Source organism: Variovorax sp. GW821-FHT09D04 (assembly GCF_059416405.1).
Map to the genome: position 1 here is coordinate 232,881 of NZ_JBWKPA010000001.1, position 26,993 is coordinate 259,873.

General features: G+C 67.7%; 30 protein-coding genes and 3 tRNA genes. 13 read left to right on the forward strand and 20 right to left on the reverse strand.

Features of this window, described 5'->3' with window-relative positions; translation table 11 throughout:
• Positions 1-147: 147 nt before the first annotated feature.
• Positions 148-942 carry an SDR family oxidoreductase gene (locus AC07O4_RS01075; protein ID WP_062469920.1) on the reverse strand — a complete coding sequence of 265 codons (795 nt, stop codon included), beginning with the start codon at positions 940-942 and terminating at the stop codon, positions 148-150.
• Between the two features lie 184 nt (positions 943-1,126).
• On the opposite strand from AC07O4_RS01075, the gene AC07O4_RS01080 reads away from it, so the two are divergent.
• Positions 1,127-2,137, forward strand: coding sequence for an AraC family transcriptional regulator (locus AC07O4_RS01080; RefSeq protein ID WP_492741722.1), 1,011 nt, complete (start codon positions 1,127-1,129; stop codon positions 2,135-2,137).
• A gap of 15 nt (positions 2,138-2,152) precedes the next feature.
• Here AC07O4_RS01080 and AC07O4_RS01085 read toward each other — a convergent pair whose 3' ends face one another.
• Positions 2,153-2,962 carry a siderophore-interacting protein gene (locus AC07O4_RS01085; RefSeq protein WP_495303502.1) on the reverse strand — a complete coding sequence of 270 codons (810 nt, stop codon included), beginning with the start codon at positions 2,960-2,962 and terminating at the stop codon, positions 2,153-2,155.
• Between the two features lie 110 nt (positions 2,963-3,072).
• Between AC07O4_RS01085 and AC07O4_RS01090 the strand changes: the two genes are divergently transcribed.
• From AC07O4_RS01090 to AC07O4_RS01110, 5 genes are all read left to right on the forward strand, one after another.
• A complete protein-coding gene (locus AC07O4_RS01090) occupies positions 3,073-3,696 on the forward strand; it encodes a TetR/AcrR family transcriptional regulator (protein ID WP_495303503.1) in 624 nt (207 codons plus the stop codon).
• A 419-nt stretch (positions 3,697-4,115) separates the two neighbouring features.
• Positions 4,116-5,066, forward strand: a complete 951-nt coding sequence (locus tag AC07O4_RS01095; protein ID WP_095746320.1) for a universal stress protein — start codon at positions 4,116-4,118, stop codon at positions 5,064-5,066.
• Positions 5,056-5,571 (forward strand): hypothetical protein, encoded by a 516-nt coding sequence (locus AC07O4_RS01100; RefSeq protein ID WP_354343854.1) that lies wholly within the window; start codon positions 5,056-5,058, stop codon positions 5,569-5,571. The genes AC07O4_RS01095 and AC07O4_RS01100 overlap by 11 nt, the downstream gene beginning before the upstream one ends.
• A 77-nt stretch (positions 5,572-5,648) precedes the next feature.
• On the forward strand, positions 5,649-5,912 hold the full coding sequence (locus tag AC07O4_RS01105) for a hypothetical protein (protein WP_495303504.1): 264 nt from the start codon (positions 5,649-5,651) through the stop codon (positions 5,910-5,912).
• A 169-nt stretch (positions 5,913-6,081) separates the two neighbouring features.
• The gene (locus tag AC07O4_RS01110) at positions 6,082-7,725 is read left to right on the forward strand and encodes an ATP-binding protein (protein WP_495303505.1); all 1,644 of its coding nucleotides are present in this window, start codon (positions 6,082-6,084) and stop codon (positions 7,723-7,725) included.
• Here the strand turns inward: AC07O4_RS01110 and AC07O4_RS01115 are convergent.
• From AC07O4_RS01115 to folC, 11 genes are all read right to left on the reverse strand, one after another.
• The gene (locus tag AC07O4_RS01115) at positions 7,722-8,339 is read right to left on the reverse strand and encodes a DUF4337 domain-containing protein (protein WP_139702098.1); all 618 of its coding nucleotides are present in this window, start codon (positions 8,337-8,339) and stop codon (positions 7,722-7,724) included. The genes AC07O4_RS01110 and AC07O4_RS01115 overlap by 4 nt on opposite strands.
• 253 nt (positions 8,340-8,592) lie before the next feature.
• The gene (locus AC07O4_RS01120; RefSeq protein WP_070062418.1) at positions 8,593-8,964 is read right to left on the reverse strand and encodes a hypothetical protein; all 372 of its coding nucleotides are present in this window, start codon (positions 8,962-8,964) and stop codon (positions 8,593-8,595) included.
• Positions 8,965-9,183: 219 nt separating this feature from the next.
• Positions 9,184-9,260 (reverse strand) — tRNA-Asp (locus tag AC07O4_RS01125).
• A 69-nt stretch (positions 9,261-9,329) separates the two neighbouring features.
• Positions 9,330-9,405 (reverse strand) — tRNA-Glu (locus tag AC07O4_RS01130).
• A 51-nt stretch (positions 9,406-9,456) separates the two neighbouring features.
• A tRNA-Ala gene (locus tag AC07O4_RS01135) sits at positions 9,457-9,532 on the reverse strand.
• Between the two features lie 36 nt (positions 9,533-9,568).
• The gene (gltX, locus tag AC07O4_RS01140; RefSeq protein ID WP_495303506.1) at positions 9,569-10,957 is read right to left on the reverse strand and encodes a glutamate--tRNA ligase; all 1,389 of its coding nucleotides are present in this window, start codon (positions 10,955-10,957) and stop codon (positions 9,569-9,571) included.
• A gap of 11 nt (positions 10,958-10,968) precedes the next feature.
• The gene (locus AC07O4_RS01145) at positions 10,969-12,192 is read right to left on the reverse strand and encodes an O-succinylhomoserine sulfhydrylase (protein WP_070062416.1); all 1,224 of its coding nucleotides are present in this window, start codon (positions 12,190-12,192) and stop codon (positions 10,969-10,971) included.
• A 21-nt stretch (positions 12,193-12,213) separates the two neighbouring features.
• A complete protein-coding gene (gene purF, locus AC07O4_RS01150; protein WP_495303507.1) occupies positions 12,214-13,716 on the reverse strand; it encodes an amidophosphoribosyltransferase in 1,503 nt (500 codons plus the stop codon).
• Positions 13,717-13,728: 12 nt separating this feature from the next.
• Positions 13,729-14,214: a CvpA family protein gene (locus AC07O4_RS01155; protein WP_070062414.1), complete on the reverse strand. Its 486-nt coding sequence runs from the start codon at positions 14,212-14,214 to the stop codon at positions 13,729-13,731.
• A 35-nt stretch (positions 14,215-14,249) separates the two neighbouring features.
• Positions 14,250-15,113 (reverse strand): SPOR domain-containing protein, encoded by an 864-nt coding sequence (locus tag AC07O4_RS01160; protein ID WP_495303508.1) that lies wholly within the window; start codon positions 15,111-15,113, stop codon positions 14,250-14,252.
• Positions 15,114-15,185: 72 nt separating this feature from the next.
• A complete protein-coding gene (gene folC / locus AC07O4_RS01165; RefSeq protein ID WP_095950847.1) occupies positions 15,186-16,493 on the reverse strand; it encodes a bifunctional tetrahydrofolate synthase/dihydrofolate synthase in 1,308 nt (435 codons plus the stop codon).
• A 36-nt stretch (positions 16,494-16,529) separates the two neighbouring features.
• Between folC and AC07O4_RS01170 the strand changes: the two genes are divergently transcribed.
• The 4 genes from AC07O4_RS01170 (at position 16,530) to argG (ending at position 19,398) form a co-directional block, all read left to right on the forward strand.
• Positions 16,530-16,883 (forward strand): ArsC family reductase, encoded by a 354-nt coding sequence (locus tag AC07O4_RS01170; RefSeq protein WP_307696008.1) that lies wholly within the window; start codon positions 16,530-16,532, stop codon positions 16,881-16,883.
• Between the two features lie 58 nt (positions 16,884-16,941).
• Positions 16,942-17,589, forward strand: coding sequence for a hypothetical protein (locus AC07O4_RS01175; protein WP_495303509.1), 648 nt, complete (start codon positions 16,942-16,944; stop codon positions 17,587-17,589).
• Positions 17,590-17,715: 126 nt separating this feature from the next.
• Positions 17,716-18,042 (forward strand): pyrimidine/purine nucleoside phosphorylase, encoded by a 327-nt coding sequence (gene ppnP / locus AC07O4_RS01180; RefSeq protein ID WP_099791653.1) that lies wholly within the window; start codon positions 17,716-17,718, stop codon positions 18,040-18,042.
• A gap of 15 nt (positions 18,043-18,057) precedes the next feature.
• Positions 18,058-19,398, forward strand: coding sequence for an argininosuccinate synthase (argG, locus tag AC07O4_RS01185; RefSeq protein WP_062469963.1), 1,341 nt, complete (start codon positions 18,058-18,060; stop codon positions 19,396-19,398).
• A 93-nt stretch (positions 19,399-19,491) separates the two neighbouring features.
• Here argG and AC07O4_RS01190 read toward each other — a convergent pair whose 3' ends face one another.
• The gene (locus tag AC07O4_RS01190) at positions 19,492-20,325 is read right to left on the reverse strand and encodes a glycine-rich domain-containing protein (RefSeq protein WP_495303510.1); all 834 of its coding nucleotides are present in this window, start codon (positions 20,323-20,325) and stop codon (positions 19,492-19,494) included.
• A 4-nt stretch (positions 20,326-20,329) separates the two neighbouring features.
• Positions 20,330-21,382: a UDP-N-acetylmuramate dehydrogenase gene (murB, locus tag AC07O4_RS01195; RefSeq protein ID WP_307588747.1), complete on the reverse strand. Its 1,053-nt coding sequence runs from the start codon at positions 21,380-21,382 to the stop codon at positions 20,330-20,332.
• Between the two features lie 43 nt (positions 21,383-21,425).
• Between murB and AC07O4_RS01200 the strand changes: the two genes are divergently transcribed.
• Positions 21,426-21,911 (forward strand): YajQ family cyclic di-GMP-binding protein, encoded by a 486-nt coding sequence (locus AC07O4_RS01200; protein ID WP_095746332.1) that lies wholly within the window; start codon positions 21,426-21,428, stop codon positions 21,909-21,911.
• 7 nt (positions 21,912-21,918) lie between these two features.
• Positions 21,919-22,563 carry a retropepsin-like aspartic protease family protein gene (locus AC07O4_RS01205; protein WP_062469972.1) on the forward strand — a complete coding sequence of 215 codons (645 nt, stop codon included), beginning with the start codon at positions 21,919-21,921 and terminating at the stop codon, positions 22,561-22,563.
• Between the two features lie 19 nt (positions 22,564-22,582).
• Here the strand turns inward: AC07O4_RS01205 and AC07O4_RS01210 are convergent, their stop codons facing one another.
• The 4 genes from AC07O4_RS01210 to AC07O4_RS01225 all read right to left on the reverse strand — a co-directional run bounded on the left by AC07O4_RS01210 (position 22,583) and on the right by AC07O4_RS01225 (position 25,215).
• Positions 22,583-22,936: a RidA family protein gene (locus tag AC07O4_RS01210; RefSeq protein WP_070062404.1), complete on the reverse strand. Its 354-nt coding sequence runs from the start codon at positions 22,934-22,936 to the stop codon at positions 22,583-22,585.
• Positions 22,937-22,943: 7 nt separating this feature from the next.
• Complete coding sequence (gene plsY, locus AC07O4_RS01215; RefSeq protein WP_062469978.1) at positions 22,944-23,579, reverse strand: glycerol-3-phosphate 1-O-acyltransferase PlsY; 636 nt, start codon at positions 23,577-23,579, stop codon at positions 22,944-22,946.
• Positions 23,580-23,652: 73 nt separating this feature from the next.
• The gene (gene ybaK / locus AC07O4_RS01220; protein WP_495303511.1) at positions 23,653-24,144 is read right to left on the reverse strand and encodes a Cys-tRNA(Pro) deacylase; all 492 of its coding nucleotides are present in this window, start codon (positions 24,142-24,144) and stop codon (positions 23,653-23,655) included.
• 9 nt (positions 24,145-24,153) lie between these two features.
• A complete protein-coding gene (locus AC07O4_RS01225) occupies positions 24,154-25,215 on the reverse strand; it encodes an aldo/keto reductase (protein ID WP_495303512.1) in 1,062 nt (353 codons plus the stop codon).
• Positions 25,216-25,333: 118 nt separating this feature from the next.
• Here AC07O4_RS01225 and AC07O4_RS01230 point away from each other — a divergent pair, with 118 nt between their 5' ends.
• Positions 25,334-26,260 (forward strand): alpha/beta fold hydrolase, encoded by a 927-nt coding sequence (locus tag AC07O4_RS01230; protein ID WP_495303513.1) that lies wholly within the window; start codon positions 25,334-25,336, stop codon positions 26,258-26,260.
• Here the strand turns inward: AC07O4_RS01230 and AC07O4_RS01235 are convergent.
• The gene (locus tag AC07O4_RS01235) at positions 26,257-26,958 is read right to left on the reverse strand and encodes an aspartate/glutamate racemase family protein (RefSeq protein WP_495303514.1); all 702 of its coding nucleotides are present in this window, start codon (positions 26,956-26,958) and stop codon (positions 26,257-26,259) included. The two genes, AC07O4_RS01230 and AC07O4_RS01235, sit on opposite strands and share 4 nt — an antisense overlap.
• Positions 26,959-26,993: the final 35 nt, after the last annotated feature.

The window sequence follows — 26,993 nt, forward strand, 5'->3', positions numbered from 1 at the left end:
GAATCCGACGTGGCCGAGCAGCCCGCCCAGGCGCGGCCCCTCAAGGCGCAAAGCGCAGCCATAGCTCGGGCTATGGCGAGCATTTGCAACGCCGAGGGGGCGTGTCTGGGCGGGATGAGCGGCCATGGCGGGTTCGTTCACACCTTCTCAAGGTTCCATCAGGCGGGGAATGGCTGGCACGGCCTGCTCGGGGCCCATGGCGGAGTAGCCGCCATCCACCGCGTAGTCGGCGCCGGTGACGAAGCTCGCGTGCTCGGAGCACAGGAACAGCACCACTTGCGCCACCTCGTCGGGGTCGCCGACGCGCCCGAGCAGGTGGTAGGGCGCGGCCACGCGGTCGGTGCGCGCGCGGTCGCCGCCGGTCAGCTGGTCCATCACGGCCGACCAGGTCCAGCCCGGCGAGACGCTGTTCACGCGGATGCGGTCGGGTGCGAGGTCCATCGCCATGTTGCGCGTGAGCTGCGCCATCGCGGCCTTGCTCACGGGGTAGAGCCAGCGCCCGGTCTGGGCCACGCGCGACGAGATGCTGGTGAAATTGACCACCGCCCCGCCGCCGGCCGCCACCATGTGCGGGTGCACCGCCTGCAGCATGGCCACGGCGCTGGCCACATTCACGTTGAACGAGGTGAGCCAGTCGGCGCGCGGCGACTTGAAGCCGTCGTCCACGTACGAGCACGCCAGGTTCACCAGAAAGTGCACGCCGCCGTGGCGGGCCGCGGCCTCGTCGACGCAGGCCTTCACCTGGGCGTCGTCGGTGATGTCGGTGCGCACGAAGCGCACCCCGGCGCCCAGCGCGTCGGCCAGCGGCTGGCCCTTGTCGGCGTCGATGTCGGCGATGACCACCTTCACGCCCGCGGCGTGAAAGGCGCGCACCACGCCGGCGCCTATCAATGTCGAACCACCCGTGACGATGGCGCTCTTGCCTTCGAGACCTTTGAACATGACGCTTGCTCTCCTCGGTTGAATCGCCGGTTCGGCGAATGGGCCAAAGGTAGAACGCAAGGCCTCGCCGGCCGATCCGGAAAACGCAGGCGCTGTCCCTGCCGCGCAGGTTTTTTCGGGGGTTCCAAGGGACGGCCCGAATTGTGGGCTGGAAGGCTTTTTGCTACGGTCTGCCCGCTTCCCTATGGAAACCGCCACCGCCCCACGGCTGCCGCTGCAGCGTTACCGTTTGTTCGAGAGCCACGACATGGACGAGGCGCGCGAGAGCGTGGCCCGCGTGTTCTGCCCCCACGGCCTCACGATGCTGCGCCCGCGCACCGAACTGGACGCCTGCCACCACAGCGCACGCCTGCACCGCGACGTGAGCCTCAATTACGTACAGTACGGCCCCGGCGTGCAGATCGATCCGGGCTACCTGCAGGATTTCTTCCTGTTGCAGATTCCGTTGCGCGGCGGCGCCGACATCCGCTGCGGCGGCCAGCAGGTCGACGCCACGCCGCGCGTCGCCTCGCTGCCCTCGCCCACCGAATTGCTGTCGATGCGCTGGGCCGACGACAGCCCGCACCTGATCGTGCGCATCGCGCGCGCGGCGCTGCTGTCGCGGCTCGAGGCGCTGCTGCAGGCGCCCGTGCGCCAACACCTGGTGTTCGACCTCGGCGTGCCGCTGGACAACCCCGCGCTCGCGCCGCTGGTGCACTTCATCGACTACCTGCGGCTCACGCTCGATGCCGGCAATGCGCTGCAAGGCGGCGGGCGCCTGGCCGAGCATGCCGAGGAGTACCTGATGTCGAGCCTGCTGATGTCGGCGGGCCACAACCACTCGCGCGCGCTCGCCGGTGACGCGCAGCGCCACCTGCTGCCACGCGCGGTGCGCAAGGCGCAGGAGTTCATGGCCGCGCACGCCGAGCAGCCGCTGTCGCTGGCCGACGTGTGCCGCGAGGCCGGCTGCAGCGCGCGCGCCCTGCAGATCGCGTTCCGCCAGCATGCGGGCCAGGGACCGATGGAGTTCCTGCGTGAGCTGCGGCTGGACCGGGTGCGCGCCGAGTTGCAGGCCGCGTCCACGCAGACGGGCGTGCGCGACGTGGCGGAAAAATACGGTTTCCTTCACCTGGGCCATTTCGCCGCCCAGTACCGCGCACGCTTCGGCGAGCGGCCCTCGGACACCCGCGCGCGCCACGCACCGGCGGAACACTGACCCGGCGCGTCGGGCTCAGGCCCGGTCGCGGTGGTCGGCCTCGCCGTGCTTCCAGTAACCCTTGGCGGTCAGGCGCGTGCGCGCCAGGCCCTGGTCGTTCAGGAAATGGGCGCGCAACGTGCGCACCACGCCCGACTCGCCCGCCAGCCAGATGTAACCGGGCCCCGCCGGCTGCGGCCGGTGCATCAGCTGTTGTTGAAGCGCCAGCCCCGGCTCGGCCGGATCGCCGGTGAGCCAGCAGGTGCGCAACACAGCCTGGCTGCGGATCTCCTGCACATCGGCCGCCGTGGGCACTTCGACATAGGTCTTGAGGCGGATCTCCGGCCCGAGGCTCGCGGCAATCGATTGGATCGCAGGCAGCGCGGTCGCGTCGCCGGCCAGCATCACCCAGCGCGCGTCGTCCGGGAGCGCGAAACCGCCGTCGCGCGGCCCGGCGAAGCCGATGCATTCACCCGGTTGCGTCCGTGCCGCCCAGGCCGAGGCGGGGCCTTCGTGGCCGCTGTCGCCGTGCAGCACGAAGTCCAGCTCGAGCGTGGCGGCGACGCGGTCGATGCGGCGCAGGGTGTAGGCGCGCCCTTCGCCGCCGGGCACGAACACCTTCACCCAGGCGCCGGGTTGGTCGGCCGCCGCGTGGCGCAAGAAGGCGACGACGTCCGGCCCGCCGAGGGTGATGCGGCGCATGTGCGGCGTCACGAGGCGGCACTGGAGGACATGGGCTTCCAGCCGCGTGCCCCGTTCGGGTGGGACCGCGGCGATCGGCTGCAGGAGCGGGAAGGCGGAAGGCAACGCACGCGGCGCGTGGGCCTCGGAGGCATTGGCTGTCATGGTGTGTGTATCGATTCGGATGTTGCGAACTCTTGAATGCGAGCATTTACTCGGTTCTCCTTAGAATACGAGCCTTCACTCGCATTGAAAACTCGCATTCGGAACGCCCGATGAAATCCCTTCCCCAGCCAAGAAAGGCGCCGCGCCAGGCGCGCTCGCAGCAGATGGTCGAGGTCATCCTGGAAGCCACGGCTCGCGTTCTGGGCGAGCGCGGCTATGCCGGCACCAACACCAACGTGGTGGCCGAACGCGCCGGCGTGAGCGTGGGTTCGCTCTACCAGTACTTCCCGAACAAGGACTCGCTGATCACGGCGCTGCACGAGCGGCACGCGGGTCAGATGTACGGGGTGATCGACGAGGTGCTGGCCGCCTCGCGTGCGCGCAGCCTGCGCGGGCGCGTGCAGGCCATGGTGCGCGCGCTGCTCGCGGCGCATGCGCTCTATCCGGCGCTGCATCGCGTGCTCGAAAAGGAGTTTCCCTTCTTCGACACGCCGCACGAAGAAAGCCCGGCCGACCACGACATCTTCCGGCGCGTGCGCCAGCTGCTGGACGAGCACCGCCCCGAACTCGCGCCGCGCAACCTCGACCTCGCCACCTGGGTGGTGCTGCAGATCATGGAGACGCTGGTGCATGCGGCCGTCATCGAGCCGCCCGCGCAGTTCGAGCCAGCCGCGCTCGAGGCCTCGATCGTCGATGCGCTCATGGGCTATCTCTGCGGCCCGGCCGGGCGCTAAATAGTGGGATCTCATGCGTGAACCTCCAGGAGGACAGGGACAGAAACGGAAACACGCCCCCTCCTGCGCATGACAAATGAAAAGGAAAAATGGGAAGCCCAACCGCGCGCGCCCTGCACCGCGCGGCTCCAATCTGGCAAAGGTTGTGCGGGTACTGAGCGGATTCGGCCGCATCCGGCCTAGACTCCCCCGCATGAACGCCCAGCCCTTCCTCCACACCTCGACGTCCCGCCCCGGCGGTTGCACGCCTGCGTGGGCGCGGATGACAGCGGCGGCCCAGCAGACGCCCGCACATTCCTGAGCCCGGCGGTCCGCCTCTTTCCCCCTCTCTCTTTTCAGCGCAAACCATCGACCGCCGGGCACCTGCCCCGCGCGGCTGCGCTCCCGTCATCCGGGGTCGCGTTCGACTGGAGTGCGTCATGCATCATCATCAGGTTCAGCGGGAGCACGCCCTTCCCGGAGGCGGCGTCGCATCCAGCACGCCGTCCTTTCAATCCATCCTCGCGGTCACCGACCTGACGGCGCGCGGCAACCGCGCGGTCGAACGCGCCGCCCTGCTCGCGGCCGAGCACGGCGCGCTGCTGAAGCTCGTCTACGCGCCCGCGGACCTGGCGCCGCTCGCGCACGCCGAAGCAGCGACCGCCCTCGCGGGGCTGGCCCGCGCCATGGCCTCGCGCTTCGATGTGCTGGTCAAGCAGGTCGCGGGGCCGGGCGGCGGCCTCGCGCAGATCGTGGACGAGGCACGCTACGTCGACCTCGTGGTGCTGAGCCACGAACGCGACCGCTCGCCCGCCGCCTTCTTCACCGGCCAGCCCGTGGAGCGCCTGCTGCGGCAGCTGCGCTGCCCGGTGCTCGTGACGCGGCTCGACACGCGCCTGCGCTACAGCCGCATCCTCGTGGCCGTCGACTTCACGCCCGCCTCGCGCGAGCTCGTGAGCCTGGCCCACGGGCTGGACCCCGACGCCGCGCTGGAGCTGTTCCACGCACTCAACACGATGCACGAGAGCAAGCTGCGCTACGCCGAGGTGTCCGAGCACGCCATCAAGACCTACCGCCACGACAGCATGCGGCAGGCGCGCGAGCGGCTGTTCTCGCTCACAGACTCGTCGAGCGCGCGGCGCAACCGCGTGCTGTCGGCCATCGGCCGCGGCGACCCGGCGCGGCAGGCCACGGTGCAGCAGCAGCACGCGCGCGCCGAGCTGCTGGTGGTCGGCAAGCGCCGCGCCCATCCGCTGGCCGACTTCCTGTTCGGCAGCGTGGCGCAGCGCGTGCTGTGCTGGGCCACGGGCGACGTGCTGGTCGTGCCCGCCGACCGCCGCGCCGACACCCCGTCGCTCGTCATTTCGAGGAAGCTGCAAGATGTTCGCTGAAGACCCCCTCACCAAGTACCCGCTGCGCCAGTCGCTGCTGCCCGGCGCCGAAGGCCTGGCCGTCTTCGCCCAGCGCGGGCCGGTCGACTGGCTTTCGCGGCCCGACCAGTACGTGTTCATCTGCGAAGGACGCGGCGGCCGGATCTACGCGGCGAACGAGGCCGCGCTCGAAGAAGCCCAGCAGCTGATCCGGGACGCGCACGGCGACCAGGTCGTCTCGCGCGAACCCGAGATCCACACCTTCGTCGATCCCGCGCTCGACGCGGTGGTCGAGCCGATCATGTTCCTGCGCCTGAAGAGCCCGCGCGCCTACGCCACCGTGCTGCGCGACGAGCTCGACCGGCGCCGCGCGGACGTGAAGGAAGAAGACCTGCAGCGCCACGACGTCGTGATCCGCGCCGAGGTGCGGCTGGCCGACCTCATGGGCTACGCGAAGGCGGCATTGGCGATGTCGAACGGCTCGGCGGTGATCTGGAACTGGCTGCTGCGCTACGGGATGGCCTGAGGGCTGCGGCCGGGCGCCTCTTCTCCCTCCCACAAACCCGGTAGCCGGATTTCGGCCGGCGCGGCTAGATTTGCGGCATGGCCGACAACCCGCTGTTCCTCTTCTTCACGATGACCGAGAAATTCTCGGACCACCTGAGCGCGACCGGCGCCTATCCGGAGAAATTCGTGCTGAACCTGGCGCAGTACGACACCTACCTGCGCGACGTGGCGCTCTTCAACGCGGGCCGCCAGCGCCCCCTGGACCCGGCCTTGCACATGGGCATCCGCATCGAGATCGATGCGGCCTCGCCGGGTGTGATGGTGGCCTCCGACGGCACGCAGGTCCTGCTGCTGGGGTAGCGCTGCGCCTGAACTCGCGCAATCTGGGAAGGCGCGAATCGGTCAATGACCGGACAGGGCGCCCGATCAAAACCGGCGCACCGCCAGGCAAAGGCGGCTGACGAGATCCTCCGCAGAATCGGACTCCCCTCGGAGCGACGCGCATCGCCAAGCGTCGATCGAAGTCCAAATGAACCTGAATCTGGGAACTGCTGCGTTCTTCACGGCGCTGGCGGAGTTTGTCCTTGCCGCCGGCATGCTGGCGCTGTGGGCGAAGGGACGCGCGCGCTATCTGGTGGTCTGGGGCGTCGGCTTCCTTGTGTTCGGCGTCGGCGCCTTGCTGCTCATCCTGCGGGACAGGATCCCCGACTTCTTTTCCATCCTCCTCGGGAATTTCCTCACGACACTGAGTTCGGTTCTGTTCTACGTAGGCATCTGCCTGTTCTTCGATCGGCGCCGCGCGTGGCTGCCCTGGATGGCAGGGGTACTGGCGGTGGAAGTGACCTTGCTGGCCTGCTTCTCCTATGTCACGTACGACACCTCGGCGCGTGTCTACGTGTACGGTGCGGCCCAGTCCGTGATCGCCCTGATGACCCTTCAGGCACTGTGCACGATGGGTCGTGGGCGCGGGGGAAACAGCAACCCCGAAGTGGTCGTCGTCGCCTTGCTGGCGTTGCTGGTTCATGGTGCACGCCTGGTCGGCACGCCCTTCTTTCCCGTGCCACAGGATTTTCTGGCGTCGGGCAATTTCCAGACCCTGCTGGCCTTCGGCTTGAAGTTGACCCACATCGGCTACGCGCTCGCGTTCGGCAACATGCACGCCGCCGCCTTGCATGCCGATCTGCGCGCGGCCCTTGCCCACATCGAGGCCAAGGCCCATCAGAAAGTCGAGATCCTGGGCTACATCGGCCACGACCTGCGCGCACCGCTTGCGACGATCGGCGGGTACGCGTCTCTCCTGCTCGCCGACGCGCACGACAAGCAGCGCAAGCACCTGCTGACCATCCAGCGCAGCGTCAAGTACCAGCTCCACCTGATCGACGAACTGCTGGAGTACGCCAAGGCAGAACTGCAACCGCTGACGGTCCACCCCGTCACCACCGACCTGCCACGCCTGCTGGACGACATTTCCGACTACGCCGTCGCCCTGTGCGCGCAGCGGAACAACCGCTTTCGCTATCACCCTTCCGAGCGAATGCCCCGAGAGATCGGCCTGGACGGAAAGCGCATGCAACAGGTGCTGCTGAACCTGCTGTCCAACGCCGCCAAGTTCACGCGCGACGGCGTGGTGACCTTGTCCGTCACGGCCAGGCCCGAAGGGCACGCCTGTGTCTTGAGCTTCGCGGTCAGTGACACCGGGATCGGCATCGACATGAGCCGGAACATCGACATCTTCGGCGCCTTCCAGCAGATGCACCCCGCGAGCGGCAGCACGGGATTGGGCCTGTTCATCGCACAGCGCATCGTCTCGGCCATGGGCGGAACGCTGGGCGTGGCCAGCGTGGCCGGTCAGGGTGCGACGTTCTCCTTCGCGCTGTCGGTGCCGGTCGATGCACCCGACGCGGACTGGCCCGTCGTCGCGCAGCGGGAGACAGCGCCTGGCGAGCCAGCACCGGCGCTCGCGATGCCCCGACATGCCATGCCGGGGGACCGTGCCCTGGACGAACTCGCCAGCCTGGCGCTGCAGGGCCGCGTCACGGACATCGAGCACTGGATCGAACGCCACGCCGACGAAGCCGCCTACGCGCCGTTCATGGCTCTGCTTGTCGACCTGCTGGAGCGGTTGGACTTGCGCGGGATTCACGCGCTGGTGAATCGCCCCGCCCCGTCCTAGATGTGCAGCGCGGCCAGCGCGCCGATCGCGACGCCCGCGACGGCCACGCCGTACATGGCGCGCTCCAGCCATTTCTTCCGGGTGAGCAGCGCAATGGCCGCCAGCGCGATGGAGACCTGCAGCACGGTGGTGGCCTGCGCCCAGCGGTGGTGCTGGTGCATCTGGGTCTCGGACTGCGCGTCCCAGCGGCTGGCCTCGTCCTCGAGCTTCTTGGCGGCGGCCTGGATCTCGGTCTTCTCCTGCTCGTAGCGGGTGACCTTCACCTGCCAGCCCTGACGACGGCCGTCGTCGGTGGCAGTGTCGCGTGCGAACTCCGCCAGCGCCTGCTTGGTGCTCTTCGACTGGAAGTAGTTCCACTGGTTCGAAGCCTCGGTCTTCTTGATGGCCGCGTTGTTCTTGTAGAGGCCGGCGTTGGCCTGCGTGGCCCCGCCCATGTACGCGAAGATCGCGCCCGCCGTCGCAATGGCGGCGGTGCTCACGGCGATCTTTCCGGTCGTGCTCATGCCCTTGCCTGAGGAGGCTGCATCACCGTGGCCGTGGTCGTGGCCGCCGGAGGCGGCATGTTCGAGTTCGTGATCGTGCGGACCATGCACGTGAAAGCCGTGTCCTGACATGAAGTTCTTCTTGGCGTAGTTGTTGGAAATCTTGAGGGCGCGCGAGTATGCCCGGACTTCGCGTGTTGATGGCTCGGTGAAAGTCCTGTCGGCCCTGCGGATGCGCAGGGCGCGCAGGCAACCGCCGGGAGCGCGTGGCTGCGCTCCGGAAACGTGCTGCGCTCAGGTCAACCGCGCGTGCGTGCGAGCCGGGCCTGGCAGCAGATCACTGATGCCAGGCCCGGCAGATTCGCAGGGATCGACGTTCCCGATGTCAGTCGCGATCCTCGTAGTAGCGACGGTGCTGCTCGCGCTCCCACTGCCGACGACGCCATTCACGGCGCTCTGCGCGGCGTTCCTCCCAGCGTTGCGCGCGACGCTCTTCCCAACGGGATTCAGGCTCGTAGTAGACAGGTGCCGGGGCGGAGTAGACCGGCTGTGCGGGCTGGTAGTAGGTCGGGGCGGGCCTCGAATAGACAGGCGCCGGCTCGTAGTAGACCGGTGCGGGCTCGCTCACGACCACGCCAGGCAGGTTGACGCCAATGGACCAGCTGGTGGCCGCACTGGCCGATGCGGCGGTGAACAAGGCTGCGGCAGCAACGAGACCTGCGAAACCCAGCTTGAGAGTGGCTCGGGGGAAAGTCATTTCATCTCCTGGAGGGCGAGAAATAGCCCTGATGCACAACCAACGCCTGGCCTTGCGGCGCCGCGTACATCGCCACGGTGAAGAACGTTCCCAAATGTCACGCTGCCAGCTGGTAGTGGTGGGGTTAGCCGGAATCCCTGGAACAAATGCCAATCCGCGCCCAAGCCTCGGAGCAAAACAAAAAGCCCCAGTAGCAGAACTGCTACTGGGGCTTGTGTTTGGCGGAGTGGACGGGACTCGAACCCGCGACCCCCGGCGTGACAGGCCGGTATTCTAACCAACTGAACTACCACTCCTGGTAGACAACGTTCGTTCCTTGCGGAACCGAGTGTTGACGACTCGTGCCGACTTCACCGAAGTGAAACTGGCGACCCTACGGGGATTCGAACCCCGGTAGCCACCGTGAAAGGGTGGTGTCCTAGGCCTCTAGACGATAGGGTCAAAACCTTGGACGTGCTGCGATCAGCATCTCTAACCTACTCGACACTTTGATGGTGGAGGTAAACGGGATCGAACCGATGACCTCTTGCATGCCATGCAAGCGCTCTCCCAGCTGAGCTATACCCCCGTGTGGGTGTCGAGCCTCGAATTATAGCCCGATTTTTCAGGCCTTTTTCAATCGCTCGATAACTTTTTCGCGGGAAAAAATTTCGAGCACTGAATCGAGGGACGGTGTCTGCGATGTTCCCATCACAAGCACTCGTACTGGCATCGCTAACACGGGCATTTTCAGCGCGTGTGTCGCGAGGACTTCCTTGATCATAACTGCGATTTCGGCCCTCTCCCAGGCGACCGTCATCAATTTTTCAACGAGTGTTGCGATCGCGGGCTTCACTGCATCGGTGATGTGCTGCGCGCGGTCTGCATCGCTCACTTCGATGTCCGCATAGAAGGCCGCAGCCCAACCAGCGAGCGCCACCGTGGTGTCGCAACGGTCCTTGAAGAGCGCACAGATCGCAGGCAGACGCTCGTCGGCGACGATGCCGCGCTTTTGCAACTGCGCTGCAACAAGCGGCGCGAGCTCGTCGCCGCTCTTGGCCTTGATGTACTGCGCATTCACCCATGCGAGCTTGGCCGCGTCCCACTGCGCGGGGCTCTTCGACAGGTGCGATCCGTCGAACCAGCTCACCATCTGCTCGCGCGTGAAGAGCTCATCGTCGCCGTGGCTCCAGCCCAGGCGCGCGAGGTAGTTGAGCATGGCTTCGGGCAGGTAGCCGTTGTCCTCGTAGGCCGTGACGCTCACGGCACCGCGGCGCTTCGAGAGCTTCTGTCCGTCGTCACCGAGGATCACGGGCACGTGGCCGAACTGCGGCAGCGGTGCGCCGAGCGCGCGGAAGATGTTGATCTGCCACGGCGTGTTGTTGATGTGTTCGTCGCCGCGGAACACGTGCGTGATGGCCATGTCCCAGTCGTCGACCACCACCGCGAAGTTGTAGGTGGGCACACCGTCGGGCCGCAGGATGATCAGGTCGTCGATCTCGCGGTTGTTGATGGTGATCTCGCCCTTGACGAGGTCGTTCCACGTCACATCGCCTTCGGGCGGATTGCAAAAGCGCACCACAGGCGGCACGCCTTCGGGCGCGGGCGGCAGCACCTTGCCGGGCGCCGGACGCCAGCGACGGTCGTACAGCGTCTTCTCGCCGCGCGCGCGTTGGGCTTCGCGCATCTCGTCGAGCTCGGCCGGCGTGCAGTAGCAGTGGTAGGCGGTGCCAGCCGCGAGCATCTGCGCGATGACTTCGCGGTAACGCTCGAGGCGCTGCATCTGGTAGATCGGGCCTTCGTCGTAGTCGAGGCCGAGCCAGTGCATCGACGCGAGGATCTGGTCGGTCGAGTCCTGCGTGGAGCGGGCCACGTCGGTGTCCTCGATGCGCAGCACGAACTCGCCGCCGTGGTGGCGCGCGTAGGCCCACGAATAGAGTGCGGTGCGCGCCGTGCCCAGGTGCAGGAAGCCGGTGGGAGACGGTGCGATGCGGGTGCGAACTTTGCCGGTCATGAAATGAAAAATCAGGAAGTCAGGGTGCTCAGGCCGCGCGAAAGATCGGCCGTGATGTCGTCGATGTATTCGAGGCCGACCGCGAGGCGAATCAACCCCTGGCTGATGCCCGCGGCCTGGCGCTGCACTTCGGTGAGGCGGCCGTGCGAGGTCGTGCCGGGGTGCGTGATGATGGTCTTGGTATCGCCCAGGTTGGTGGCGATGCTCACCACGCGCGTGCTGTTGATCACGTGGAAGGCGTTGGCGCGCGCGGCGTCGGGCGTGTCGCCGACCACGTCGAACGACACCACCGCCCCGCCCTGCCCCGACTGCTGGCGCATTGCGAGCTCGTGCTGTCCATGCGAGGCAAGACCCGGGTAGTACACGCGCGCAATGCCGGGCTGCTGCTCGAGCCACTGCGCCACGGCCAGCGCATTCGCGCATTGCGCCTTCATGCGAATGCCGAGCGTTTCCATGCCCTTGAGCACGACCCACGCATTGAATGGCGACAGCGCCATGCCGGCGGTGCGCACCACGGGGCCGAAGACATCGACGATGAGCTTCGACGGACCGCAGATCGCACCGGCCATCACGCGGCCCTGGCCGTCGAGGTACTTGGTGCCCGAATGAATGATCAGGTCGGCGCCCAGTTCGGCCGGGCGCTGCAGGATCGGCGTGCAGAAGCAGTTGTCGACCGCGAGCAGCGCGCCCACGCCGTGGGCCAGGTCGGCCAGTGCCTGGATGTCGCAGACTTCCGTCAGCGGGTTGGTCGGCGTTTCTGCGAAGAGCAGCTTGGTGTTGGGCTTGAGCGCAGCACGCCACTCGGCCACGTCGGTCTGCGAGACGAAGGTGGTCTCGACGCCGAACTTGGCGAACTCCTTGCCGAACAGGTTCAGCGTGGAGCCGAACACCGAGCGCGAGCAGATCACGTGGTCACCGGCCTTGAGCAGGCCCATGCACATCATGAGGATCGCGCCCATGCCGGTCGAGGCGCCGATGGCGGCCTCGGTGCCTTCGAGCGCGGCCAGGCGCTGCTCGAAGCTGGCGACCGTCGGGTTCGAGGTGCGCGAATAGGTGAAGCCGGCCTCGGTGCCGGCGAAGCGGCGGGCCGAAGTTTCGGCGTCGGGCTGCACGAAGCCGCTCGTGAGGAACAGGGCCTCCGAGTGCTCGCCGTGCTGGCTGGGCGCCAGGCCGGTGCGCAGCGCGAGGGTGTCGCGGTGCAGGCCGGGTGGCAAGGTGCGTTCGTCTTGGCTCACGTCGGCCCTCTCTTCTTTCTCTTACTCGCTGGGGTTCGGCAGGGCGAGGCGCGAAGCGTCTTCTTCGTTTTCCTCGATGCGCGGACGGTTGCCGTTCATGCGCGAGATGGCGGCGGTGTCGATGTCGCCGGTCACGTACACGCCGTCGAAGCACGAGGCATCGAAACCGGCGAGCTTCGGATTGAGCGAACCGATGGCGCGCTTCATGGCGTCGACGTCCTGGTAGATCAGCGCGTCGCAGCCGATGAGCTCGCGGATTTCCTCGACGGTGCGGTCGTGCGCCACGAGTTCGTCCTTGGTCGGCATGTCGATGCCGTAGACGTTCGGGTAACGCACCGGCGGTGCGGCGCTGGCCAGGTAGACCTTGCGCGCGCCGGCGTCGCGCGCCATCTGCACGATCTCGCGGCTGGTGGTGCCGCGCACGATGGAGTCGTCGACCAGCAGCACGTTGCGGCCCTTGAATTCGCTGCCGATCACGTTGAGCTTCTGGCGCACCGACTTCTTGCGAACCCCCTGCCCCGGCATGATGAAGGTGCGGCCCACGTAGCGGTTCTTCACGAAGCCTTCGCGGTACGGAATACCCAGGAGGTGCGCGAGCTGCGTGGCGCTCGGGCGGCTCGATTCGGGAATCGGGATGATCACGTCGATCTGGTTCGGCGGCACGGTCGAGACCACGCGCTTGGCCAGCGTTTCGCCCAGGTTCAGGCGTGCCTGGTAGACCGAGATGCCGTCGAGCACCGAGTCGGGCCGCGCGAGGTACACGAACTCGAAGATGCACGGGTTGAGCGACGCGCCCTCGGCGCACTGCATCGAGTGCACGTTGCCTTCGAGGTCGATGAACACGGCCTCGCCCGGCTCGATGTTGCGTTCGAACACGTGGCCCGAGCCTTCGAGCGCGACCGACTCGCTGGCCACCATGACGGTGCCGTCGGCGTTGCGGCCCATGCACAGCGGGCGGATGCCGTAGGGGTCGCGGAAGGCGAGCAGGCCGTGGCCGGCGATCAGCGAGACCACGGCGTACGAGCCGCGCAGGCGCTTGTAGACGTTCTTGACGGCGGCGAACACCTCGGCCGGGTGCAGCGGCACGCCGCGCGAGGAACGCTCGATTTCGTGGGCCAGCACGTTGAGCAGCACTTCGGAGTCGCTCTCGGTGTTGGTGTGGCGGTGGTCGGTGGAGAACAGCTCCGCGCGCAGGGCGTGCGCGTTGGTCAGGTTGCCGTTGTGCACCAGCACGATGCCGAAGGGCGCGTTCACGTAGAAGGGCTGCGCCTCTTCTTCGCTGTAGGCGTTGCCCGCGGTCGGGTAGCGCACCTGGCCCAGGCCCACGTTGCCCGGCAGCGCGCGCATGTTGCGGGTGCGGAACACGTCGCGCACCATGCCCTTGGCCTTGTGCATGAAGAACTTGCGTTCCAGCAAGGTCACGATGCCGGCCGCGTCCTGGCCGCGGTGCTGCAGCAGCAGCAGCGCGTCATAGAGCAGCTGGTTGACGGGTGCGTTGCTGACAACGCCGACGATTCCACACATGAACGATTCCTCTCAGGGCAGGTAGCTTGCCAACTTTTCAGGCAGCGAGGGTTTGAGGCCCTGCAATGCCGCATCGAGAACAATGGCGCTGCGCGATTCGTGCCACCAGGCACTGTCGCTCAACGCCAGCAAATGAACAACGACCGCCAGCACGAGCAGGGCCACCGCCCCCCGTGCCGCGCCGAACGCTGCTCCCAAAATCCGGTCCACCGGCCGCAGGCCGACCGCGGCGATCAGCTTGCGCGTGAGGGCTGCCGCCAGCCCCACGCCGAACGCCACCGCCACGAACACCAGCACGAAGGCCAGCGGGTAGCGCCAGGTGGCCTGCGGGTCGCCGAACGGCAGCCAGGCCGCCACGTCGGAGGCCACCCACTGGGCCACGATGAAGGCGGCCACCCAGCCGATCAGCGAAATCACTTCGAACACCAGGCCGCGCACCAGCCCGAACAGCATCGACAGCACGATGAGCGCGATGGCGATCCAGTCGAGCAGGGCCACGGCAATGAACTACAGGCAGCGGGCGACGGCGGTGCTTACAACGTGAGGATGGCTGCGGCCAAAGACAAGCCCTTGACCCGGTCCGCGGCCTTCTCGGCCTCGGCACGCGAGGCGAACGGCCCGACACGCACACGCGTGCGCTCGCCGTCGGTCGTCTTGGCGACGTGTACGTAGGTCTTGAGGCCGGCGCGCTCGAGCTTCTGGCGCACTTCGCGCGCCTTGTCGGCATCGGCGAAGGCGCCGACCTGCACGACGAAGCGGCCGTTGTCGTCGGCGGCCGGCTTGGGTGCGGCGGCGGGCGGCTTGCCTTCGAGCAGCGCGCGGGCGCGGGCGCCGTCGTCGGCGTTCGCGGCGGGCTTGGCGGGTTCCGGCTTCGGCTTGGGCTCGGGCTTCGGTTCGGGCTTTTTCGGCTCCGGTTTGGGTTCGGGCTTCGGCTCGGGTTTGGGTTCCGGCTTGGGTTCGGGCTTCTTCGGCTCCACGGCGGGCTTGGGCGCCGCCGGGGTGGCGGGCACGGTCGTGCCGGGCTCGATCACAGTGCCGTCGGCGGTCTCGGTGATCATGCCGCCGGCCGACGAGGCTGCCGCCACGCGGGAGCTGCCGTCGGACGACGTCGAAGGCGCGCTGCTCGTCGCGGGTGCCGGCGTGGCGGGCACGGGCAGCGGCTTGGCCTTATTGCGGTCGGGAATCTCGATCGGGATATCGACCGGCACGGGGCGCGGCTGGGTGTCGAACAGCAGCGGGAAGCCGATCACGCCGACCAGCACCAGCACCGCCGCACCGAGCAGCCGATGGCGCGCACGCCGGCGCATGGATTCGACACTTTCCGCCGGCACCGCCGCGGGGGCGCTGCGTCCTTCGTTGCCTTGTGGGCCGCGCGCGCGGAACTTGAAAAACGCCATGAAGTTCGATCCCTGGAGGAGTGCAGCGAGGTGGTGCCCGATGGTGCCGGATGGGTGTGGACAGCCCGACGATCAGCCGCCTGGCAGCAGGTGTTTGGCTTGCAGCCGGGGGGTGCCGTTTTCGAGGACGCCACCCACGGTGAAGAACGATCCGAAGACCACGATTCTATCAGTGGCACCTGCCTGCTCGATGGCCGCGCGCAAGGCGTCCATCGGGCTCGCGTGCACGCTGCCCGAGGCGTCTTTGCGCGTGTTCTGGGCCTGCCACGCGGCCAGCAGATCGGCCGCCTTGGCGGCGCGCGGCGTGGGCAGGTCGGTGAAGTACCAGCGGTCGATCAGCGGCCCGATGCGCGCCAGGATCGGCGCGAGGTCCTTGTCGGCCATGACGCCGAACACGCCGTGCGTGGTGGGCGAAAAACCCATCGCGTCGAGGTTCTCGGCCAGCGCCGCGACGGCGTGCGCGTTGTGCGCCACGTCGAGCACCAGCGTGGGCTCGCCCGGCACGATCTGGAAGCGGCCCGGCAGCTCGACCATCGCGAGCCCGTTGCGCACCGCCTGCGCCGTGATCGGCAGCTGCGGACGCAGCGCCTCGAGCGCCGCGAGCACGCCCGCCGCGTTGAGCAGCTGGTTGGCGCCGCGCAGCGCCGGATAGGCCAGCCCGCTGTAGCGCCGCCCTCGGCCCGACCAGCCCCACTGCTGTTTGTCGCCCGAGACGTTGAAGTCGTGCCCGAAGCGCCACAGGTCGGCGCCGATGGCGTTCGCATGGTCGATCACACTTTGCGGCGGCACCGGGTCGCTCACGATGGCGGGCTTGCCGGCGCGCAGGATGCCGGCCTTCTCGAAGCCGATGCTTTCGCGGTCGGGGCCGAGGTACTCCATGTGGTCCAGGTCGATGCTGGTGATGACCGCGCAGTCGGCGTCGATGATGTTCACCGCGTCGAGCCGGCCGCCCAGGCCGACCTCGAGGATCGCCACGTCGGGCTTCTCCTGGATCATGCAATGCAGGATGCCGAGCGTGGTGAACTCGAAGTAGGTCAGGGCCATGTCGCCGCGGGCCTTTTCCACCACCTCGAAGCTTGCTATCAGTTTGGAAGCATCGACCGCCTCGCCCTTGAGCCGCAGCCGCTCCTCGAAGCGCACCAGGTGCGGCGAGGTGAACACGGCCGTGCGGTAGCCCGCGTGCGTCAGGATCGATTCGAGCATGGCGCAGGTCGAGCCCTTGCCGTTGGTGCCCGCCACCGTGATGACGGGGCAGTCGAAACGCAGGCCCAGACGCTGCGCCATTTCTTTGGCGCGATCGAGCCCGAGTTCGATCTTGTCGGGATGAAGGTGCTCGGCGCGCGCGAGCCAGTCGTTCAGGGTTTCCATGGAGGCCGGCATTGTCGCCGACCCGCCGCTCGCGGCATCATGGCGGCCATGACAACCCTATACGGCATTCCGAACTGCGACACCGTCAAGCGCGCCCGCGCCTGGCTCGACGACCATGGCGTGGCCTACGCCTTCCACGATTTCAAGAAACAGGGCGTGCCCGAGGCCGAGCTCGACCGCTGGCTCCAGGCCCCCGGCTGGGAGGCGCTGGTCAACCGCAAGGGCACCACCTGGCGCAAGCTGGACGAGGCCACCCGCGACGCGGTGGTCGACGCCGCCTCGGCCCGCCCCGTGCTGCTGGCCAACCCCAGCCTGATCAAGCGGCCGGTGGTCGACTGGGGCCCGAAAACCGGCGTAACGACAGGTTTCGACGCGTCGAGCTGGGCTGTGAACGCCGTGTAAACACCGGAACCCCGTCCCGCCGGCGGGCCTCCAACCCCGATCTGCAGGAGAGAACACCATGAACAGACACGTTTTTCGCATCCTCACGGGGCTTTCGGCGGCCGGCCTGCTGGCCACGGGCGCCAGCGTCGTGCAGGCCCAGCAAGTGGTCCAGGCGCGCGTGATTTCCGCCACGCCGATCCGCGAAACGACCGGCAGCGACGTCAGCTACAACGTCACCTACGAATACCAGGGCCGCCAGTACACGACCCGCACCACCAGCCGGCCGGGCGCCACCATTCCGATCCAGGCCAGCGCTTACGGCGTGACCACGTCGGGCGTGACCACCGCGCCGGTCCAGCCCCAGTCGCAGTTGCAGCCCTACCCGGTCGAGGCCAACAACGGCCCGCAGTACCAGGAACAGTACCAGCCGTACCCGCAACAGGGGCAGTACCAACAAGGTGCCAACTCCCCCTGGGACAGCGTCGTACCCGAACCCGGCGTGGTGGTGTCCAACGCGCCCGCGCCGGTCTACGTGCAGCCGGCCCCGGTGTATGCCCCGCCCGTCTACGTGCAGCCCGCCTACACCTACCCGTATGCGCAGCCCTACGTCTACCCGCCGGTCGGCATCTCGCTGAACCTGGGCTATTCGCGCGGCTGGGGCGGTGGCGGCTACTACCGTGGCCATCGCGGATGGGGCGGCCATCGCCACGGCTGGCGCTACTGAGTTCCCCCACAGCGGGCCGGCTCTCCCGAGCCCCTAAAATCGAGGGCTTCTCCAACCCCGGGGGTGCTGCTGCCGCGGCGCGTCCCTCGATCCGCCGAACGCGCAGGCGCCGGCGCCATCCATCCAATGACGACGACTACCGACACCATCAACAGCGCCGCAGTGGCCACCAAGGCCAATGTGTATTTCGACGGCAAGTGCGTGAGCCACAACCTCACGCTGGCGGACGGCACCAAGAAATCGGTCGGCGTGATCCTGCCGTCCACCCTCACCTTCAACACCGGCGCGCCTGAAATCATGGAAGGCGCCGGCGGCAGCTGCGAATACCAGCTCGCAGGCACCAGCGAATGGATCGCCTCGGGTCCCGGCCAGAAGTTCAGCATCCCCGGCAACTCCAGCTTCCAGATCCGCGTGAGCGGCGAGCCCTACAGCTACATCTGCCACTTCGGTTGAAACGGAACCCCTGACATGTCGACCATTCTCCAAAACGTTCCCGCCGGCCAGAAGGTCGGCATTGCCTTCTCGGGCGGCCTGGACACCAGCGCGGCGCTGCACTGGATGAAGCTCAAGGGCGCTGTCCCCTACGCCTACACCGCCAACCTCGGCCAGCCCGACGAGCCCGACTACGACGAGATCCCGCGCAAGGCGATGCTCTACGGCGCCGAGAACGCTCGCCTGATCGACTGCCGCGCACAGCTGGCCAACGAAGGCATCGCCGCCCTGCAGGCTGGCGCCTTCCACGTGACCACCGCCGGCGTCACCTACTTCAACACCACGCCGCTGGGCCGCGCGGTGACCGGCACCATGCTGGTGTCGGCCATGAAGGAAGACGACGTCCACATCTGGGGCGACGGCAGCACCTACAAGGGCAACGACATCGAGCGCTTCTACCGCTACGGCCTGCTGACCAACCCCGCGCTGAAGATCTACAAGCCCTGGCTCGACCAGGTCTTCATCGACGAGCTGGGCGGCCGCGCCGAAATGTCGGCGTTCATGCAGAAGGCCGGCTTCGCCTACAAGATGTCGTCCGAGAAGGCCTACTCGACCGACTCGAACATGCTGGGCGCCACGCACGAGGCCAAAGACCTCGAGCACCTGAACAGCGGCATGCAGATCGTGCAGCCCATCATGGGCGTGGCCTTCTGGAAGGACGAAGTCGAAGTCAAGCGCGAAACCGTCTCGGTGCGCTTCGAGGAAGGCGTGCCCGTCGCGCTGAACGGCGTGCGCTACACGAACCTGGTCGAGCTGATCCTCGAAGCCAACCGCATCGGCGGTCGGCACGGCCTGGGCATGAGCGACCAGATCGAGAACCGCATCATCGAGGCCAAGAGCCGCGGCATCTACGAGGCCCCCGGCCTGGCGCTGCTGTTCATCGCCTACGAGCGCCTGGTCACCGGCATCCACAACGAAGACACCATCGAGCAGTACCGCGACAACGGCCGCCGCCTGGGCCGCCTGCTGTACCAGGGCCGCTGGTTCGACCCGCAGGCCATCATGCTGCGCGAAACGGCGCAGCGCTGGGTGGCGCGCGCCATCACCGGCGAAGTGACGGTCGAGCTGCGCCGCGGCAACGACTACTCGATCCTGAACACCGAGTCGGCCAACCTCACGTACAAGCCCGAGCGCCTGAGCATGGAAAAGGTCGAAGGCGCGTTCACGCCGCTGGACCGCATCGGCCAGCTCACGATGCGCAACCTGGACATCGTCGACACGCGCGAAAAGCTCGCCATCTACACGCAGGTCGGCCTGCTGTCGTCGGGCGAAGGCGCCTCGCTGCCGAAGCTGGCGAACGACGGCGACGCGAGCTGATCGATCGTTCCCCCTGCCCTTGCCACGCGCGAGGGCTGCAATGACAAACGGGCCCTCGCGGCCCGTTTTTCTTTGGGAGGTGCGCCAGCAGCGTCAGTCGCCGCCTCCTCCGCACCCGCCACCGCATCCACCGCCCCCATCGGACGCGCCACCGCCGTCGCTGGAGCCGCCATCGCCGCTCCCGCTCGCCTCGCTGCCGCCGAAGCCTCCGGCATCGCCCGAGCTGCCGCCGTCGGACGACGAATCGCCGAAGCTCGAGCCGCAGTGCGCGTCGGTGCCCGTTGCGCGCTCGATCGCCCGGCAATCGGGGATGTAGTGAAAGCCGTCCGCAATCGCAAACTTGATGTCCAGCGCAAACAGCAGCGGCAGTCGCGCCGGATTACGCGGGTCGATGCTTTCTTCCTTGCAGGCCCAGTACCAGGTGCGGCGCAGGCCGTCGTTGCGCCGCGCGTCCTGGCCCAGTACCTCGGCCGGGCTGTGGTGCAGCAGGCGCCCGAAGGCCGCCTGGCACCAGGTCTGGTAGCCCTGCGTGTGCAGGATGAACTCGTGCCAGGCCGTGTCGACCACCCGCGAGGGCATGGCGACGAACTTGAGGTTGCTGCGCAGGTACGCCATGAAGAACTGCCGCAGCCCGCGCAGCACCAACTCGGCGTCGCGTCGGCTCAGTTGCGGGTGCGCCGCGCGGAGCTTGCCGATCAGGAACGGCGGCAGCCGGGCCTCGCGGATGAACTGGCGGCGCAGGCTGAGTTCGATCTGGCTCAGGAGCCCCGCGAATAAGAGGGCCGCGAGGATCAGCAGCACCGACCCCCACCAGCCCGCCCGCACCAGGAACACCGAGGCGATGCCCGCCACGATGACGACAAGCTGCGCCCAGCCCAGCACGGCGATGCGCCGGCGGTAGTTCAGGTGCAGGAAGTCGAGATCCACCGCGTCAGACCACCACCGGCTCCGGCTCCAATCGGATGCCGAAGCGCTCGTACACGCTGGTCTGGATCGCCTTGGCCAGCGTCATCACCTCGCCGCCGGTCACCGGGTTGGCCGAGCCGCCGCGGTTGACCAGCACCAGCGCCTGCTTTTCGTACACGCCGGCGTTGCCGACCGACTTGCCCTTCCAGCCGCAGGCGTCGATGAGCCAGCCGGCCGCGAGCTTGATGCTGCCGTCGTCCATGGGGTAATGCACGATCTTGGGGTCGCGCGCGATGATGTCGGCGCACTGCTCGGGCGTGACCGTCGGGTTCTTGAAGAAGCTGCCGGCGTTGCCCAGCACGCGCCAGTCGGGCAGCTTGGCGCGGCGGATGGCGCAGATCCACTCGAAGATGTCCACCGCGCTGGGCGTGAAATTGCCGGTTTCTTCCATCTTGCGCTCGAGGTCGAGGTAGCCGACCACGGGCTTCCAGGGCTTGGGCAGCCGGAAGCGCACCCGCGTGATGACCGCCCGGCCCGCCAGGCCGAAATCGTTCGGGCCGCTGCGCACGTGCTTGAAGACCGAGTCGCGGTAGCCGAAGGCGCACTGCGCCGCGTCGAGCGTGAAGGCGCGGCCGGTTTCGAGGTCGAAGGCGTCGAGCGAATCGAAGCGGTCCTGCAGCTCGACGCCATAGGCGCCGATGTTCTGCACCGGCGCGCCGCCCACGGTGCCGGGAATGAGCGCCAGGTTTTCCAGCCCCGGATAGCCGCTGCGCACCATCCACTCGACGGTGTCGTGCCAGGTTTCGCCGGCGCCGGCCTCGACGATCCAGGCGCGCGGCGTCTCTTCGACCAGCCGCCGACCCTTGATCTCGACCTTCAGCACCAGCGGCTTGACGTCGCCCGTGAGCACGATGTTGCTGCCGCCGCCGAGCACGAAACGGGGTTCGTCGCGCCAGGCCGGATCGGCGTGCAGCGCGGCCAGGTCGGCCTCGCTGGTGATGCGCGCCAGGTGCTGCGCGCGCGCGACGATGCCGAAGCTGTTGTAGGGCTGCAGCGGGACATTGGACTCCACGATCATGGGAGAATTGTCGCATTCAGTCCCCGTGCGTCCAGGAGAGCCTATGCCGTCTTTCGATACCGTCTGCGAGCCCAATCTGCCCGAAGTGAAGAATGCGGTCGAAAACACCGCCAAGGAAATCGGCACGCGCTTCGATTTCAAGGGCACCGCCGCCGCCGTCGAGCTCAAGGACAAGGAGATCACCATGATCGGCGATGCCGAGTTCCAGCTCGTGCAGGTCGAGGACATCCTTCGCAACAAGCTCACCAAGCGCAACGTCGACGTGCGTTTTCTCGACAAGGGCGACGTCCAGAAGATGGGCGGCGACAAGGTCAAGCAGGTCATCAAGATCAAGAACGGCATCGAGAGCGAGCAGGCCAAGAAGATCACCCGCATCGTCAAGGACAGCAAGCTCAAGGTGCAGGCCGCGATCCAGGGCGATGCCGTGCGCATCACCGGCGCCAAGCGCGACGACCTGCAGGCCGCCATGGCCCTCATCAAGAAGGACGTGCCCGACATGCCGCTGTCCTTCAACAACTTCCGCGACTGACCCGCGCATGAAGGCGCTCCTCGTCGCGGCGCTGTGGGCGGCCGCGGCCATGGCGGCGCACGCCGCCGACTCGGTCACGCTGACCGGCTCCATCGGCAGCCGCGCCATCCTCATCGTGAACGGCGCGCCGCCCAAGACGGTGGCGGTCGGGGAGACCTTCCAGGGCGTCAAGCTGGTGTCGCTGCAGGCCGACCAGGCGGTGGTCGAATCGGCGGGCAAGCGCTTTTCGCTGCGCATGGATTCGCCCGTGAGCATCGGCCGGGGCGGTATTGCCGGCAGCGGCGGCAACCGCATCGTGCTGCAGGCCGACAGCCGGGGCCACTACATGACGCAGGGCCAGATCAACGGCCGCGCCGTCACCTTCATGCTCGACACCGGCGCAACCACCATCGCGCTGTCGGCGGTCGATGCCCAGCGCATCGGGCTCGATTACAGCAAGGGGCAGCTGGTGCAGATGCGCACGGCCAACGGCAACGCTGCGGGCTACAGGCTGCGGTTGCAGAGCGTGCGCGTGGGCGACGTCGAGGTCTACGACATCGACGCCATCGTCTCGCAGCAACCCATGCCCTTCGTGCTGCTGGGCAACAGCTTTCTCAATCGCTTCTCGATGCGGCGCGACGCCGACGAGATGATTCTCGAGAAGCGGTACTGAGACCGCTCCCGTTCTGGTCTCAGGCCTGTGCGGCCGTGACGACGATCTCGATCTTGTAGGCCGCATTGGCCATCTTGGCCTCCACGGTCGCGCGCGGCGGCGTGTTGCCGGCCGGAATCCATGCGTCCCACACCTCGTTCATGGCGCCGATGTCGCCGATGTCAGCCAGGAAGATCTGCGTCATGAGGATGCGCGACTTGTCGCTGCCGGCCTCGGCCAGCAGGCGGTCGACCATGCCGAGCACCTGGGCGGTCTGGCCGCGGATGTCCTGCGTGGTGTCGTCGGGCACCTGGCCCGCGAGGTAGATGGTGCCGTTGTGCACCGCGGTCTCGGACAGACGCGGGCCGACGTGGAAGCGGGTGATGGATGCCATGGTGAGTTCAAGCCTTTTTCTTCGAGCCGAGTTTCGACTCCGTGCCGGCCGCGAGCCGGCGGATGTTTTCGCGGTGCCGCCAGATCAGCAGCAGACTCATGATGATGATCGCAATCAGCACCGTGCGGTCGAGTGGCCACGCAATGTTTCCACCCAGCAGGTAGTAGGCCGGCGCAAAGAACGCCGCCACCAGCGACGACAGCGACGAATAGCGGAAGAAGATCGCGATGATCAGCCAGGTCGCGCCCGTGGCCAGCCCCAGCCAGGGCGCGATGCCCACCAGCACGCCGGCGGCCGTGGCCACGCCCTTGCCGCCCTGGAAACCGAAGAACACCGGGTACAGGTGGCCCAGGAAGGCCGCCAGGCCCGCCAGCGCCGCCACGCCCTCGCCCAGCCCCCACTGCGCGCCGAACTGGCGGATCAGGAACACCGGCAGCCAGCCCTTCGCCGCATCGAGCAGCAAGGTGGCCAGCGCGGCGCCCTTGTTGCCCGAGCGCAGCACGTTGGTGGCACCGGGGTTGCCGCTGCCGTAGCTGCGCGGATCGGCCATGCCGAGCGACTTGCTCACGATGACCGCAAACGACAGCGAACCGATCAGGTACGACGCCACGATGGCAAGGAGGGAAGGCAGATCGAAACTCAAGGCGGTCTCCGGGGAACGGATTGTTGTTGTGCGCCGCCGGCCTGCATGCCCGGCGGGAAAAAGCAAACGCCGGCTATTCTGCCAGCGCGCACTGCACGGGCTTTGCGCCCAGCAGCGTCACGCACACCTGCGGATCGATACCAACCAGGTAGCCGCGCCGCCCGCCGTTGATCGCGATCGTCGGCAGTTCGAGCACGCTCGACTCGATGTAGACCGGCATCTCGCGCCGCGTGCCGAAGGGCGAGGTGCCGCCCACCATGTAGCCGCTGTGGCGCTGCGCCACCTCGGGCTTGCAGGGCTCGACCGACTTGGCGCCGATCTGCCGCGCGAGGTTCTTGGTCGACACCGTGCGGTTGCCGTGCATCAGCACGATCAGTGGCCTGGCGTCCTGGTCCTGCATCACCAGCGTCTTGACCACGGTGAACGGGTCGAAGCCCAGCACCTGCGCGCTGTGCTGGGCGCCGCCGTGCTCCTGGTACTCATAGGGGTGCTCGGTGAAGGCGACCTTGTTCGCCCGCAGCAGCTGGGTGGCGGGCGTCTCGGAAACGTGGGCTTTCTTGCTCACTTGCTCAGGTCAGGCGGCGGGGTCGCGGATGTCCAGGCGGATCTTGTCGATCTCGGCCAGCACCTCGGCCGACAGCGTCGTGCCGTAGGCGTCCAGGTCTTCGTCGAGCTGCGCCACCGAGGTCACGCCGATGATCGTGCTCGCCACCTGCCACTTGGTGTAGCAGAAGGCCAGCGCGAGCTGCGTCGGGCTCAGGCCGTGGTCGCGTGCGAGCTGGTTGTAGCGCCGCGCCGCGCGCAGCGCGTCGGGCTTGCCCCAGCGCTGCTTGCGCACCGATTCGTAGCTCGAGATGCGCGCGCCCTTGGGCGCGTCGGGGCCTTCGATGCCACTCTGGTCGTACTTGCCCGTCAGCAGGCCGAAGGCCAGCGGCGAGTACGCCAGCAGCGACACGCCGAGCCGGTGCATGGTCTCGTCGAGCGCGTTCTCGTGCGCGCGGCTCACCAGGTTGTAGACGTTCTGCACCGACACCACGCGCGGCAGCCCGTGCTGCTCGGCCAGCCGCACGAACTCGTGCACGCCGTAGGGCGTCTCGTTCGACAGGCCGATGGTGCGCACCTTGCCCGCCTTCACCAGCTTGCCCAGCGCTTCGAGCTGCTCGTGGATCGGCGTCTGCGAGGTTTCCTTCTCGGGGTTGTAGTGGATGTTGCCGAACACCGGCACGTGGCGCTCGGGCCAGTGGATCTGGTACAGGTCGATCACGTCGGTCTGCAGGCGGCGCAGGCTGCCGTGGCACGAGGCCTCGATGTCGGCCGCCGTCATGCCCGTGCCTTCGCGCACCCAGGGCATGCCGCGCGAGGGGCCGGCCACCTTGGTCGCCAGCGTGATCTTCTGGCGCGTGCCGGGGTTGGCCGCAAACCAGTTGCCGATGATGGTTTCGGTCGCGCCGCAGGTTTCCTTGCTTGCCGGCACCGCGTACATCTCGGCCGTGTCGATGAAGTCGACGCCGCGCTCGAGTGAACGGTTCAGGACGGCGTGGGCGGTGGGCTCGTCGACCTGCTCGCCGAAAGTCATGGTGCCGAGGCAGATCGGGGTGACGTGGAGGTCGCTCTGACCGAGTGGAATCTTTTTCATGCGCGGAATGCTAGCGCGCCCGCGCGGCAGGCGTTGCCCCGGCCCCGAGAAACCGAGCGCCGCCCTGTCCTGTGGCGGACTGCGCGCGGCGCGGCCTCTCCGTATCATCGAGCGCCATATGTACCAAGCCCTCCGCCCCTCGCGCAGCGAATTCGTGCCCGTGCGCAACCTGAACTACCACGTCCGCCTCTGGGGGCAACCGTCGAGCGAGCGCCCACCGCTGGTGCTGGTGCATGGCTGGATGGACGTGGCGGCCTCCTGGCAGTTCGTGGTCGATGCGCTGAAGGACGACCGCTTCATCATCGCCCCCGACTGGCGCGGCTTCGGCCTCACCGACGGCGGCGGCGTCGACAACTACTGGCTGCCCGACTACCTGGCCGACCTCGAATGGCTGCTCGACCACTACGCCGGCGAAGGCGACGATGCCCGCCCGGTCGACCTCGTGGGCCACAGCATGGGCGGCAACGTCGCCATGCACTACGCGGGCGTGCGCCCGGCGCGCATCCGTCGCCTCATCAACCTCGAAGGCTTCGGCATGCCCGCGCGCCAGCCCGCCGAGGCGTCCGCGCGCTACGGCCAGTGGATCGACGAGCTCAAGGGCCTGCACCGCGGCGAGAAGGCGCTCGCAGGCTATTCGGTGGTGGACGGCGTGGCACGCCGCCTCATGAAGACCAACCCGCGCCTCACGCAGGACAAGGCCGACTGGCTGGCCGGCCACTGGTCGGCGCCGCAGGCCCAGGCCGACGGCAGCACGCGCTGGCAGATCCTCGGCGAGGCCGCGCACAAGATCGTCAACGCCAACATCTTCCGCGTCGACGAAACACTGGCGCTCTATGCGCGCATCACCGCGCCGACGCTGATGGTCGAAGCCTCGGACGACAGCCTGCACGGTTGGTGGAAGGCGCGCTACACGCTCGCCGAATTCCACGAGCGGCTGAAGTCCGTGCCCTCGGTGCGCATCGAGCAGCTCGACGACGCGGGCCACATGCTGCACCACGACCAGCCGCAGCGCGTGGCGCAGCTGATCGAAGGCTTCCTGGCCTAGTTTTGCTTCTGCGTGGCGCGGCGCAAGGCCGCGCGCGCCAGCAGCCGCGTCGAGTCGAGCGTCGGCAGCGGCGAGTTCGCATCGCTCATGATCAGCGGGATCTCGGTACAGCCGAGCACGACCGCGTCACAGCCCTCCTCGTCCTTCAGGCGCTGCATCACGCGCTGGAAGGTGGCCACGGCCTCGGGCTTGAAGATGCCGCAGACCAGCTCGTCCATGATGATCCGGCCGATCTCGGCGCGCTCGTCGACGGTGGGACGAACATATTCAAGACCGCGCGCCGAGAGCTTCTCGGGATACACCTCGCTGTCGGTCAGCCAGCGCGTGCCCGTGATGCCGATGCGGCGAAAGCCCCGGCGCACGGCCTCGTCGGCCACCACCTCGGCGATGTGCAGCCAGGGCCGTGGCGAATGCGGCGCCACGTGGTCGAAGGCCTGGTGGATCGTGTTGTCGGGGCAGATCAGGAAATCCGCGCCCGCCGCGGCGAGCTTGCGCGCGGAGCCGAGCATCAGCGCGCCCACGCCCGCCAGGTCGCCCGCGTCCAGGCAGCGCGTGTACTCCGCGAGCGAGGGCGTGTGCATCGACACCTCGGGGTGCGCATGCGGGCCGAGCAGCGCCGCACCCTCGATGCAGATGGTCTTGTAGCAAAGGGCCGCGCCTTCGGCGGAGCAGCCGACGATTCCGATGTGCAGGGTCATGGGGCGCATCCTACAAAAGCCGGCGCGGTTTATCC